This window comes from Janthinobacterium longum, from assembly GCF_051380735.1.
Taxonomy (GTDB): Bacteria; Pseudomonadota; Gammaproteobacteria; order Burkholderiales; family Burkholderiaceae_D; genus Janthinobacterium.
This window is the reverse complement of sequence record NZ_JBNYXQ010000001.1, coordinates 348,846-362,195: the sequence shown is the minus strand read 5'-3', so window position 1 is coordinate 362,195 and position 13,350 is coordinate 348,846. Positions and strand designations below refer to the sequence as shown.

Annotated in this window: 8 protein-coding genes and 1 pseudogene; 4 read left to right on the top strand and 5 right to left on the bottom strand. The window is 63.0% G+C overall.

Going from position 1 to position 13,350, the window contains the following annotated elements; translation table 11 throughout:
* Positions 1–226 precede the first annotated feature (226 nt).
* From ACQ4WM_RS01635 to ACQ4WM_RS01625, 3 genes are read right to left on the bottom strand one after another with little or no spacing between them, the layout of a single operon-like run.
* A complete protein-coding gene (locus tag ACQ4WM_RS01635; RefSeq protein ID WP_436544973.1) occupies positions 227–1,153 on the bottom strand; it encodes a transglutaminase family protein in 927 nt (308 codons plus the stop codon).
* Complete coding sequence (locus ACQ4WM_RS01630; RefSeq protein WP_436544972.1) at positions 1,150–3,765, bottom strand: circularly permuted type 2 ATP-grasp protein; 2,616 nt, start codon at positions 3,763–3,765, stop codon at positions 1,150–1,152. Before ACQ4WM_RS01630 ends, ACQ4WM_RS01635 begins: the two co-directional genes overlap by 4 nt.
* A 41-nt stretch (positions 3,766–3,806) precedes the next feature.
* On the bottom strand, positions 3,807–7,151 hold the full coding sequence (locus tag ACQ4WM_RS01625) for a transglutaminase family protein (RefSeq protein WP_436544971.1): 3,345 nt from the start codon (positions 7,149–7,151) through the stop codon (positions 3,807–3,809).
* Positions 7,152–7,350: 199 nt separating this feature from the next.
* Between ACQ4WM_RS01625 and ACQ4WM_RS01620 the strand changes: the two genes are divergently transcribed.
* Entirely contained in the window at positions 7,351–8,187 is an 837-nt protein-coding gene (locus tag ACQ4WM_RS01620; RefSeq protein ID WP_436544970.1) for a transglutaminase-like domain-containing protein, read from the top strand.
* Here ACQ4WM_RS01620 and ACQ4WM_RS01615 read toward each other — a convergent pair.
* Complete coding sequence (locus ACQ4WM_RS01615) at positions 8,114–9,265, bottom strand: zinc-binding metallopeptidase family protein (RefSeq protein WP_436544969.1); 1,152 nt, start codon at positions 9,263–9,265, stop codon at positions 8,114–8,116. The two genes, ACQ4WM_RS01620 and ACQ4WM_RS01615, sit on opposite strands and share 74 nt — an antisense overlap.
* A gap of 220 nt (positions 9,266–9,485) precedes the next feature.
* Here ACQ4WM_RS01615 and ACQ4WM_RS01610 point away from each other — a divergent pair, with 220 nt between their 5' ends.
* From ACQ4WM_RS01610 to ACQ4WM_RS01600, 3 genes and pseudogenes are all read left to right on the top strand, one after another.
* Complete coding sequence (locus ACQ4WM_RS01610; RefSeq protein ID WP_436544968.1) at positions 9,486–10,574, top strand: catalase family peroxidase; 1,089 nt, start codon at positions 9,486–9,488, stop codon at positions 10,572–10,574.
* The gene (locus ACQ4WM_RS01605; protein ID WP_436544967.1) at positions 10,571–11,107 is read left to right on the top strand and encodes a cytochrome b; all 537 of its coding nucleotides are present in this window, start codon (positions 10,571–10,573) and stop codon (positions 11,105–11,107) included. The genes ACQ4WM_RS01610 and ACQ4WM_RS01605 overlap by 4 nt, the downstream gene beginning before the upstream one ends.
* A gap of 105 nt (positions 11,108–11,212) precedes the next feature.
* Positions 11,213–12,325 (top strand): annotated as a pseudogene (locus tag ACQ4WM_RS01600) (IS110 family RNA-guided transposase).
* 259 nt (positions 12,326–12,584) lie between these two features.
* Here ACQ4WM_RS01600 and ACQ4WM_RS01595 read toward each other — a convergent pair.
* Positions 12,585–13,187 carry a hypothetical protein gene (locus tag ACQ4WM_RS01595; protein ID WP_436544966.1) on the bottom strand — a complete coding sequence of 201 codons (603 nt, stop codon included), beginning with the start codon at positions 13,185–13,187 and terminating at the stop codon, positions 12,585–12,587.
* Positions 13,188–13,350: the final 163 nt, after the last annotated feature.

Genomic DNA, 13,350 nt, shown 5'->3' with positions numbered 1-13,350 from the left:
TGGCTGCTGCACTGCATCATAGCGCCAATATGGAAATGTTTCCAAAGCAACAGCACTATAGTGCGCAGCTATCCAGTATGTAAGTGGCGTCAGCGTTGGCAACGCAACCGTTCGGCAAGCGCTGCTGCCGCAGTGCAGCATTATCGCCCAAGTTTTCCTGGAATGGCGCGAGGTTGTCAGTTCAGCAAAACCGCCCAGCGAACGAAATCGGAGTCTGCAAGGCCGGTCAGGCCCCCTGCAGCACCGGCAACGGCGTCACCGTCACCTGCACATCAAGATCCTGCCGCCCGCCGCCCAGCACCACGCCACGCATCGGCGTGACGTCGCTGAAGTCGCGGCCCCAGCCCAGCGTGATGTGTTCGTGCTGCACCAGGCAGCGGTTGGTCGGGTCGAAATCGATCCAGCCCAGCGCGGGGCAATATACCGATACCCAGGCGTGCGAGGCGTCGGCGCCGACCAGACGCGGCTTGCCGGCGGGCGGGTGAGTCAGCAGGTAGCCGCTGATGTAGCGCGCCGGCAGGCCGATGCTGCGCAAGCAGCCTATCATCAGCTGGGCAAAATCCTGGCACACGCCACGCCGGCCGCGCATCACCTGTTCGAGCGGGGTAGAAATCTCGGTCGCCTTGCTGTCGAATTCAAAGTCGTCGAAAATGCGCTGGGTCAGCTCCAGTGCCGCGTCGAGCTGCGGGCGGCCTGCCGTAAAGCTGACGCGTGCGTAGTCTTCCAGTTCCGGGAACCACTTGACGTGCGGCGAGGCGTACAGATAGCGGCATGCTTCGAGTGTGGCAGCGCTTTTCTCCTTGCCCATCATGTCGCGCACGCTTTCCCACGGCAAGGCTGCGGCGATCGCCGCCAGGCCGGGGCGTGCGCGCAGCACTACCGTCGACTCGGCATGCACCAGCAGGCTGTCGTGCTGCGCAGTGAGCGCCACGTGGCGGATGAGGTTGCCGAAGTAGTCCAGTCCCTCTCTGCTTTCGTTCACTACCGGATCGAGCCAGATCAGATGCGATTCGGTCTGCTGCCAGGCAAACGGGCGCGGCGTCATGTGCAGGTATTGCTGCGACAGGGTCACCGTGCTTTGATAGCGGTAGCGCGTTTCGTGCACCACGCGGTAGCGGGCGCAGGCTGCCGTGCCGGCGGGCCAGTCACTCATGATGTGCGCTTCCTTTGCTGGCCATTGTCGGTATAGCTGAAAAATTGCACGCTGATCTGCTCGGACAGGGCCGCACTGGCCAGCTGGATCCGGTTCAGCAGGGCGCTCAGGGTGGCGTTGCCGTAGTTGAGGTCGGTGCCCGGCGCCAGCGCGTTCAATTCATCCCTCAAGGGCGCCAGCAGGTGGGCGCCGCAGGCACCGTGGGTCTGCTCGACCCTTTGCAGCGTGCCCAGGATGCCGTCGATCTGGAACAGCACGGAGCGCGGATTGCTCTCGTCGCACAGCAGCAGGTCCAGCACCGGCAGCCACTCGGGCTGGGCGCGGTAGCGGGCGCGGTAGGTAACGATGCTGTCGGACAGCTCCAGCAGCCATTCCAGGTTGGCGTTGCGATCCATTGCCAGGGCGCGCTGCAGCACCTCGCACTGGAATTGCAGCCGTTCGAGACGCCGGCCTATCGACATGAAACGCCAGCCCAGGTCGCGCGTCATGCCGTCGAGCGCAAAGCCGGCCAGCATCATCAGCGAGGCGGCGGCATCGTCCAGAATGGTCATGGCCGCCGACTGCGACGGCCGCTCGCCGGCGTACACCGCCGGCTGCACCATGCGGTTCAGGGCGCGCCAGTTATCGACCGAAAAGCGCTCGTGCAACTGGCCGGCGACGCGGTGCAACTGGTGCTGCTGGCGCGCCAGCCCGGGCACGTCCGGTGATACCACGGCCAGCAGCAGCGCCGATTCGATCTCGGCGTCGCTGAAAATGGTGGCCGGCGCGACACCGGCCTGGCTCTGCGCCATGACTTGCGCGCCCTGGCTTTGTGACTGCGACTGGGACTGAGACTGGGACTGGACAGCAGCCAGCGGCGCCGGCTTCCTGGCAGCGTCGAGCAGCTGGAAATGGATGCACAAGGCTTCCACCGTGGGCCACTCCGCACCGCGCTGGTCGAAGCGCACATTGAACAGGAAATGCAGCGCCACGCGCAGCAGGCGGCCGGTATTGTCGCAGCGTTCCGCGTGGCGTCCGAACCACAGCAGGTTTTCCGCCACCCGGCTCGACAGGTTGGTGTCTTCGCGTACCAGGTTCTCGCTGGTGATGCTGCGGTGCTGCGGGCGTTGCACCTCCACTTTTGCGCGCGCCTGCACCCAGGTGTCCTTGCTGGCGCCGCCCATGTGCATGGTCAGTACGCGTGCATCCGGGCCGGTGGCCACGCGGGTCAGGCCGCCCGGCATCACCACATAGCCGGTTGGGGTGGCACAGGCGAACACGCGCAGGCCGATGGCGCGCGCCTGCAAGCCTGGCGTGGCGCCGCCTTTCCACACCGGCGCCTGCGACAGCCGCACCACTTCCTGGGCGATGAAATTGCCGGGGTTGGCGCGCAGTGCGGCGATAAACGCCTCGCGTGCCGTGCCATCGAGATCCTTGCCGAACACGGCAGACTGGGGACGCTGAGAGAAACTTGGCTTGATGACCAGCCGGTCAAGCTTGCCGATCACTGCCTCCAGGGCAGCCGGTTCGCCGCACCACCAGGTGGCGACCGACGGCATCTTCAATGGCTCGCCCAGCAGGCGGCGCGACAGTGCCGGCAAAAAGCCCAGCAGGGCGCCCGATTCAAGCAGGCTGGAGCCGAGGCTGTTGGCGAGCAGTACATTGCCGCGCCGCGCCGCCTGGGTCAGGCCCGCCACGCCCAGCATCGAGCTGTCCAGTTCCAGCGGATCGCAGGCCTCGTCGTCGACCCGGCGCATGATCACATGAACCCGCTGCAGGCCGGCCAGGGTTTTCAGGTAGACCACGCCGTCGCGCACGGTCAGGTCGCCGCCTTCGACCAGCGGCAGGCCCAGATGGCGCGCCAGGTAGGCCTGCTCGTAATAGCTGGCGGTGCGCGGGCCGGCCGTCAGCAGCACGATCAGCGGGTTGTCGCCGTCGCGCAGCGGCGCCGGTGTGTCGCCGCTTGCCGCGCACTGCCTGCCCCAGTGCACCAGGCTGTCGTGCATGGTGCGGAAAAATTGCGACAGCGGCTGCACTTTCAGTTCGCGCAGCAGGTCGGGGAAGGTGGGCGAAATGATGGCGCGGTTTTCCAGTGCATAGCCGGCGCCCGAAGGCGCCTGCGTGCGGTCGGCTACCACCCACCATTTGCCATCGGGCGCGCGCGCCAGGTCCACCGCGTAAAAATGCAGGGCCACGTTGTCATGATGCGCAATATCGTGGCAGGGGCGCAGGAAGCCTGCATGGCCGTGTATCAGTGCCGGCGGCAGCAGGCCTTCGCGCAGCATGCGCTGCTCGCCATACACATCGCCGAGGATATTGTTGAGCAGGGTGGCGCGCTGTATCACCGCCGCTTCGATCACGCTCCATTCGTCGGGCGGCAGTATCAGCGGCAGGGCGTTGAGGTCCCAGGGCCGCTGGCGCCCGTCCCGGTCTGCAGGCACATTGTAGGTGACGCCGTTTTCGCGCACCTGGCGCTGCACCATCTCGTTGCGCTGGCGCATCATGCCCGGCGCTTCGAGCTCCAGGTTGGCCAGCATCGCGCGCCAGTGGGCGCGCGGTACCTTGGCCGCGTCCAGCATTTCATCGTAGCTGTCGGGCGCGGCCAGGTAGTGGGCAAGGAGGGGAGAGGACATGGGCACGCGTTGCGATTCTATTGCAGGATCGCAACAATAGGTCAATACGGCTGCCAGCGCAAGTCCAGGGTCATCGGGAAGCTCGGATTATGTGCCTCTTTCATCACAGTCATCGGGCCTGGCGTGTGGCCATGTGGCCAGAAGCGCGCAAACCGGCGTGCTTCGGCGGCGTTGGCATTGACCGGCGAGCCGGCCTCGCTGCGTCCGCCCGGATGCACCACATGGTAGGTGCAGCCGCCGATCGCGCGTCCGCTCCAGGTGTCGACCAGGTCGAAGGTGAGCGGCGCCTGTACCCCGATGCTCGGATGCAGGGCCGACCATGGACTCCACGCACGGAAGCGCACGCCGGCCACGTATTCACCCGGCACGCCGGTCGGATGCAGCGGCAGCATGCGGCCGTTGCAGGCCACGATATGGCGCCCGTCCGTCAGGCCGCGCACCAGCAACTGCATGCGCTCGACCGACGAATCGACATAGCGCGCCGTGCCGCCGGCGGAAACTTCCTCACCCAGCACGTTCCATGGCTCGATGGCCTGGCGCAGTTCCATTTCCACGCCCTCGTAGACCACCGTGCCGAAACGGGGGAAGCGGAATTCGATGAAAGGCTCGAACCAGTGATCCTCGAACTGGTAGCCGGCCGAACGCAGGTCACGCGCCACATCGCGGATATCCTGGGCGACGAAATGCGGCAGCATCCAGCGATCATGCAGCGCCGTACCCCAGTGCACCAGCCTGGCCTGGAACGGCTGGCGCCAGAAGCGCGCCACCAAAGCGCGCAGCAGCAGCATTTGCAGCAGGCTCATGCGCTCGTGCGGCGGCATCTCGAAGGCACGGAATTCCACCAGGCCCAGGCGGCCGGTCGGGCCGTCCGGCGAATACAGCTTGTCGATCGAGAATTCCGAGCGGTGCGTATTGCCGGTCAGGTCGACCAGCATATTGCGCAGCAGGCGGTCGACCATCCACGGCTTGTCGCCCGGGTGCATGTTTGGCAGCACCTGGTCCATCTGCTGGAAGGCGATGGCCAGTTCGTACAGATTGTCGTCACGCGCCTCATCGACGCGCGGCGCCTGGCTGGTCGGCCCGATAAAGGTACCCGAGAACAGGTAGGAGAGCGCCGGATGCACTTGCCAGTAGGTGATCAGGCTTTTCAGCAGGTCGGGCCGGCGCAGCATCGGGCTGTCTTCGGCGGTGGCGCCACCAAGTGTGGCGTGGTTGCCGCCGCCGGTGCCGGTATGGCGGCCGTCGAGCATGAATTTTTCGGTGCCCAGGCGTGTCAGGCGCGCTTCCTGGTACAGGGTCGACATGTTATACACCAGCTCGTTCCAGCTGGCCGCCGGATGGATGTTGACTTCGATGACGCCAGGGTCGGGCGTCACGCTGAGCAGCTTGATGCGCGGGTCGCGCGGCGGCGGATAGCCTTCCATGCGCAGTTTCAGTTTCAATTTGGAGGCAGTATTTTCCACTGCCGTCACCAGCGCCAGGTAGTCTTCGATGCGCTTGAGCGGCGGCATGAAGATGTACAGGCGGCCGGCCCGCGCTTCGATGCACAGCGCCGTGTGGATCACCTCGCGGGCAGCCGGGTCTTGCGGCGTGCGCGCTTTCGCGCTGTTGTCGGCCTTGCCGGCAGCCACGCCCAGCACCGGGCGCTTGTCTTTTTTCGCGGCTGGCAGCGCGCCGCGCGGCGCAAACGGATCGACGTCGAACTCAAGATCGGCTTCACGCTCTTCCGGCAGGACCCATGGCAAGTTGGCCAGCGGCAGGCGCAGGCCCATCGGCGAATCGCCTTCGATCAGGTACAGGTGTTCGCGCCGCAGCGGCCAGGCCGAGGTACGCCAGTTGGTACCCAGCATGACGGATGGATCGTAGTCGGCGGCCTTCAGCGGCAGCACGTAGCCTGCCACCTGGCCCAGGCCGCGTTCGAGCAGCCGCGCCAGGCGGCGGCGCTCTTCGGGCGCCTTCAGGTCGGCTTGCAGCGGGTCGAGGTTGCGCGGCAACGCCTGTTCGCGCTGGGCCTGCAGCAGCACGTCTTCATAGGCGGCGATGGCGCTGCCGGCCGGCAGGCGCAATGTACGGGTCAGTTCGGCGGCAAAGCTGGCTGCCTGCTCGCTGCCATAGCCGTCGTCCACATGTTCGTCGGAAAACAGGGTGGCGTCGAGCCACATCGGCTGGCCGTCGACGCGCCAGAAGATATTGAGCGCCCAGCGCGGCAGCGGCTCGCCCGGATACCATTTGCCCTGGCCGTAATGCAGCATGCCGCCCGGCGCAAAGTGGTTTTTCAGGCGGTGCATCAGATTGCCGGCCAGTTCGCGTTTTTCGTCACCGTGGGCGAGGGTGTTCCACTGCGCGCCATCCATGTCATCGATCGACACGAAGGTCGGCTCGCCGCCCTGCGTCAGGCGCACGTCCTGGCGTTTCAGGTCGGCATCGACCTGCTGGCCCAGCTGGTCGATTTTTTGCCAGTCCGCTTCCGAATATGGTTTCGTCACGCGCGGGTCTTCGTGGATGCGGGTGACCGTCATTTCATGGTAGAACGTCACTTCGGCCTGGTCTGTGTAGCCGCTGACCGGTGCGGCCGACGAGGGCATGGCGGTGCAGGCGAGCGGAATATGGCCCTCGCTGGCCAGCATGCCGGAGGTCGGGTCCAGCCCGATCCAGCCGGCGCCGGGAATATAGACTTCGGTCCATGCATGCAGGTCGGTAAAGTCTTCGGCCGCGCCACTGGGGCCGTCAAGCGACTCCTGGTCGGGGCGCAGCTGGATCAGGTAGCCGGACACAAAACGCGCCGCCAGCCCCATTTCGCGCAGGATCTGCACCAGCAGCCAGCCTGTGTCGCGGCACGAGCCCGAGCGTTTTTCCAGGGTATCCTCGGGCGCCTGCACGCCTGGTTCCATACGCAGCAGGTAGGCAATATCGCGCTGCAGGCGCTGGTTGATGGCCACCAGGAAGTCGTTGGTCAGCATGGGCTGCGCCAGCAGCTCAGCGCGGGCCGACGCCACCCATTCGGTTTGCAGCGGCCCGGCCGTTTCCGTCATCAGGTAGGGGCTCAGTTCCGCTGCCAGCTGTTCCGGGTAGGAAAATGGAAATTTTTCGGCGTATTTTTCAACGAAGAAATCGAAGGGATTGATGACCGTCATGTCGGCCACCAGGTCAACCGTAAAGTCGAGTACGTCAGTTTTTTCCTGGAAGACAAACCGGCCGATGTAGTTGCCGTAGGGGTCTTGCTGCCAGTTGATGAAGTGATCCTGGGGCTGCACCGTCAGCGAGTACGACAGGATCGGTGTGCGCGCGTGTGGTGCCGGACGCAGACGTACTTCATGCGGCGACAGATTGACCAGGCGGTCATAGCGGTAACTGGTCTTGTGGTGCAGCGCGATACGGATAGCCATGCGGAATGCCTTTTCATGTGGACGCGATTTGTATCATCGCGATAAGCTTGGGTAAGCATAATTCATACCATAAGTATCAGCGTAACACGCCGCGTACCGCAGGCACAGTTCTTGATAATACTGTAGTGCTAAGATACTTCCTGCCTTCTGCACGCCAGCAATGCACCGCAGCGACGATCTGTGTCTCGCGCGACGCACCATGATGGTGCAAATCACACAAAAATTGAAAGCGATTAACGCCATGTGGCTGCGTACTGCCTGCAAGCTGGACTTCACACTTGACAGTGCGACCCCGTTCATCCTGATGTTGCGTCCCCGCAGCGGCGCCCAACAATGGGTGGCGCGCGAAGCCTACCTGCTCACGCCCAGCGTGCCGGTGATCGAGTTCACCGATATGTACGGCAACCTGTGCCAGCGTCTGGTGGCGCCGGCCGGCGAATTTTCCATCGACACGAATGCCGACGTGATGACCTCGCACGACATCGATGTGGCGCCCGGTGCGCCGTTCGATGCCGTGCAAGATCTGCCCGACGCCGTGCTGGCCTTCCTGCTGCCGAGCCGCTATTGTGAATCCGAGCAATTTTCAACCATGGCCGGCGAGATTGTCGCCGGCGTGGCGCCGGGCTACGACCAGGTAGCCGCACTGTGCGACTGGATACGGCGCGAGGTGCGCTTCGATCCGGCCACGGCCTACGGCCAAATGACGGCCGCCGAGGTCAACCTGCGGCGCGAAGGCGTGTGCCGCGATCTGGCCCATCTGGGCATTGCGCTGTGCCGCAGCCTGTGTATTCCGGCCCGTATCGTGGTGGGCTATCTGCACGACCTGGCGCCGATGGATCTGCATGCCTGGTTCGAGGCCTGGGCAGGGGGGCGCTGGTATACCTTCGACCCCACGCAAGAAGCTGCGCGCGGCGGCCGCGTCACCCTTGCCTACGGGCGCGACGCGGCCGACGTGGCCATTTTCAACCAGTTTGGACCGGCGGTGCCACCGCATCGGATGCAGGTAACGGTGCAGCTGCTGGAGCCGCCGGTTTGACCAGGTTTTTGATGCCGGTCTGCTTGTACGACGCCACTACCTTGTGCACGAAGGTCAGTTTTTCCAGCACCGGCGTGCTGAGCTTGAACGGATAGGAGTCCGGCATGCCGATGCTGCGATTGAGGCTGTTGAGCACATACGTCAGGGCAAACCAGTCGGCTATCGTATCGTCGAAGGTGTCGAGCCGCGCCGGCAGGGTCACGCCTTCCATGGAGGGCTCGTCAGGCCTGGCAGGCTTGAGCGACAGGCCGCAGGCGTGCGCTGTTTCCAGCGTGTCGAGCATGTGCAGGTAGTGTGCCCAGGTTTCGGCCCAGTCTTCCCAGGGGTGCGAGCTGGCATAGCTGCTGACGAAGCGCTCTTCCCAGTTGGCAACCGGGCCTGCGCTGTAATGGCGCTGCAGGGCTTCGCCATAGTCGGCGCGTTCGTCACCGTAGAGGGCACGGAAACCGTCTATCCATGGGGTGTCAGCAACCAGCCGGTCGAAATAATAGTGTCCGCTTTCATGGCGGAAATGCCCCAGCAAAGTGCGGTAGCGCTCATGCATCTGTTCGCGCGTGCGCTCACGCTCGGCAGGATCGGCTTCGGCGATATTGAGCGTGATCAGTCCGTTGTCATGGCCTGTCATCACGCACTCATCCGTCACGCCGTCTTCGAGGAAATTGAAGGCCAGGCCGGTTTCAGGCTGATCGTCTTTCGAGTCCGGGGTCAGGTTCAGGGCGGCCAGGGAAAACAGCAGGCGGCGTTTGGCCGTTTCCAGGCGCGACCACAACACCAGATTCTTTTCCGTGGACAGCTCCGGTATGACATCGTTGAACTGGCAAGACTGGCACAGCTCATGCGGATCGTCGGCAGGAATCATCCAATTGCAGACGTTGTACTGCACATAATTGCTGCATTGCTTGTACAGCTTGCCTGCGTCTTTGCTGTTCAGGCTACTCCACAAGCCATCCCCGGCTGGTTCATAGCTGTTGATGGTGCGCAGCGTGGGCTCGAAGCCCAACATGCTGTTGCAGTTGGAACAGTGGGTGTTTTCGAAAAAAACCTGCTGTGAACACTTGTTGCAATGAAACGTTTTCATGGGGTGCCGGGAAAAGAAGTTGGGAGTCGTGTATCTGGTAAGTTCGCAATTTACCAGCAAATGCGGTGCCGCGAAGCCGCTGTAGGAGAATGCCTCGCTATCGTGCGCGCGGTGCGGCGTTTATTGGTTGGCGCACGCAGCTGTGCCGGACGCGTTATCATCGCCGGCAAAACGACTATTCTTTGTCGCCAGCCATCATATCAACGAAAGCCAGACCGACATGTCCACCCCCAGTTCTCCGCCGCGCCGCGGCTCCTTGCTGCTGCTGTTACCAATTGCCTTGATCCTGCTGGTCCTGGCCGCGCTGTTCGCGTGGGTCGGCGGCTGGTTCGGCAACGCCAGGCTGACCCCGCAAAAAATGATGGACTTGGCCCAGGGATCGGGTACGCAGGCGCCTGGCTTCCGGCGTGCGCACAGCAAGGGCGTCTGCTTTGCCGGCACCTTTGCCCCCACGCTTGACGCTGCCAGCCTGTCGAAGGCGCGCGCATTCTCGCAGCCGTCGATTGCCGTCATCGGACGCTTCTCTGCGTCGTCCAATAATCCCTATGCGCCGGACGGTGCTTCTCCGGTGCGTGGCATGGCGGTGCAGCTGAAAACCGACGACGGCCAGGAATGGCGCATCGCCATGAACAGCTTCCCGTTTTTTGCCGCCGCCACGCCGCAGGCATTCCAGGCGATGAACGAGGCCGGCAAGCCCGATCCCGCCACCGGCAAGTCCGACCCGGAGAAGATGAAGGCGGTGCTGGCCGCGCATCCCGAGATCGCCGCCTTCCAGGCCTGGGCGAAAACCGCACCGCGCTCCGACAGCCTGGGCAATACCCGTTTCAATGGTGTCAACGCGTTTCGCCTGACGGACCCGAAGGGAGTGGACCGCATGGTGCGCTGGTCGATGCGTCCGCGCACGCCATTCGTCGCCATGAGCCCTGAACAGCTGAAAGCGGCCGATCCGAATTTCCTGATGACCGACCTGGACCAGCGCCTGGCCGCCGGTCCGCTGGTGTGGGACATGGTGCTGCAATTTGCCGAAGCCGATGACCCGGTCAATGATCCCTCGAAGGCCTGGCCCGATTCACGCAAGGAGGCCACCATCGGCACGTTGACCCTGGCGCATGCTGAGCCGCAAGCGACCGGCCCTTGCCGCGACCTCAATTTCGATCCCATGATATTGCCAGTCGGCATAGCCGGCAGCGACGATCCCATCCTGCGTGCCCGCTCGGCCGCATATTCGGTGTCGTTCAACCGCCGCGAACGCGAAATCAGCACCGGCAAATCCGCGTATCCTGTCAACCAGAACGGAGCTGCCCGATGAATCGCCCACGCCACTTCAATCTGCTGGCCCGCGCGCTGCACTGGTCGATGGCCGCCGCCATACTCGCCATGCTGTTCGTCGGCGCCGGCATGGTCGTCTCACTGCAATACCGCGCCCCCTTGCTGGACCTGCATCGCCCGCTCGGCATCGCCATTTTGCTGCTAGCCATCGTGCGCCTGCTCAACCGCCTGAGCCGGCCGACGCCGGCGCTGCCGGGCGACCTGCCTGCCATCCAGAAGTTTGCCGCACATGTTTCGCACTGGCTGCTGTATGGCCTGATGCTGGCGATGCCACTGATCGGCTGGGCCATGCTGTCGGCCGGCGGCTATCCGATCCCGATGTTCGGCGTGGTGACCCTGCCGGCGATCATGCCGCACAGCCCCGAGGTGTATGGCATGCTGCGTCCCTTGCACGGCGTGCTGGCGTATGTCCTGTTCGCCACCATTCTTGCCCACCTCGGCGCGGCCCTGTTTCATGCCTGGGTGCGGCGTGATGAGGTGTTTGGGCAAATGGCCAAAGGGGAGCGGGAGTAAAGCGCTAGACATAATGTATTTGACCTGCCGGACCTCAAGCGACGCGGGTTAAGCTTGAGGTCCGAGGAACCCCAGGCGCAGAGCCGCAATTGAGGAGGGCAGGTCATGGAACAGTTTAGCAAATACGTGGGCATGGATGTGCACAAGGCGACGATTGCGGTTTCGGTAGCTGAGGCAAACGGAGGCGAGTTGCGCTAGCACGGAGAAATCGAGAATACGCCAGAAGCGGTTGCCAAGCTGGTGCGGCAGTTGCGCAAGAGCGACGCGCGACTGTCCTTCTGCTACGAAGCCGGACCATGCGGGTATGGCCTGCACCGCCAGCTTACCGACCTGGGCTGGGACTGCCAGGTGGTGGCGCCGTCGCTGATTCCACGCAAGGCCGGAGACCGTGTCAAGACCGACAGACGCGACAGCCTGATGCTGGCGCGGCTGCATCGTGCCGGCGAGCTGACGGCGGTATGGGTGCCCGACGATGCGCAGGAGGGCTTGCGCGATCTGACACGGGCGCGCGAAGATATGAAGAGTCTGCAATTGAAGGCCAAGCAGCGGCTGTCAGCCTTCCTGCTACGGTATGGCAAGAGCTACGCAGGTAAGACCAACTGGACCCAAGCTCATTTCCGCTGGCTTGAACAGATGAAATTCCAACCAGTCCAGCAGATCGTGTTCCAAGAATATGTGGACGCGGTCAAGATGCTCAGCAAACGAGTCGATGCGCTGGACCGGCAGCTCGAAGTCACGGCAAGCGGATCGGTGTTCTGGCCGGTGATCGAAGGTTTGATGGCGTTACGCGGTGTCAATCTGCTGACAGCGGTGACGATCATCGCCGAGATCGGCGATTTGCGGCGATTTGCCAGTGCACCGCAACTGATGGCTTATCTCGGCGTCGTGCCGAGCGAACACTCAAGCGGCGCCACCAAGTCGCGCGGCGGTATCACCAAGACCGGCAACGGCCATGTGCGCCGGGTGTTGGTGGAAGCTGCGTGGAGCTACCGTCACCCGGCTCGCAAGACCAAGCACCTGGAGCGCCGTGCCGAGCGCACATCCGATGCGGTTCAGGAGATTGCCTGGAAAGCACAAAAGCGTCTGTGCGCCCGCTATCGGCTGATGGAAGGCAAAGGGAAATTGAAGGTACAGGCATGTACAGCCGTGTCCCGCGAACTAGCTGGCTTTATTTGGGCCATCGGTCAGGCGCTGCCTCAGCCAGCCGTCAATCAATAAAGAAGAGCAGCATGAACACACAGCGCGTCGGTAGCAGAATGGGCAACGGTGGGAGAACCCTCGGTACGACTATGAGGCATCCAGCGATGGAATGATCCTCGATCCTAGAGCAAGGCAGCTCCCCGACGAATCGGTTGTCATGCGGTAACCAACCCGCGCATATCAGACTGATCAACCGTCGGCATGCCGCCCGTTCTGCTACCAACGCGCTGTACAAAAACAGGAATTTTTATCGAAGCATTTGACAGGTCAATACATATCAGTCGTCGAAGCCGCCACCACTGTGACGCAAGTCCGCCGGTAGCTTTTCGTTAGAGAGGGCGGCGCTGATGGCATCGATATGCCTGGCAACCACATCGATATCGCCGTCCTTGAGCAGCTTTTCCGCCAGTTTCACCGCAAACGCGCCGGCCTTGTCGAGGAAGCTGGTATAGGATTTGAGGCGTGTGCAATGCACCTTCATTTCCGCGGCATCTTTTGATCGTGCGATATTTTCCTTGATCTTGCAGAAATCCTCCGCCGCCACCGCCTGGCCGGACTCCCCGGCCAGTTTGGTAATGGCCACGTAAGCCCAGGCCCTGAGCGTGACATGCATACGGATATCAAACGCGATGAAGGTCTTCATGTCTTTGTAGCCGGCATCCTGCACCGCTTTTTCCAGCCGCACCAGGCACGGCCCGCATGTCAGCAGCGACATGGCCTGGTCCTCGCTCTTGAGCTTGTTCAGTTCAGGCGCCGCAGCGGCAAAGTTGTCGTAGGCCTTGATGTAGCGGGCCACATCAGCGTCGCTCAAGGCGCCGGAAAACGCGCCGCAGGCAGCCAGCAGCAGTGGCAGGCAGATCAGGAGGAGGAGTTTTTTCATTTCTTTATAATAACAAACTGGCTGACGAAATGCACAAAATGCAATCGTGCAGCCTGCCCCTGATGCGCTGATCGAATCCTTGCTGATTGGTTATTTTGTCAGCTTGAAACTGGCATCGAGCAGTTTCCAGATCAAGTCGGCCGGCACTGAACCATCTAACACG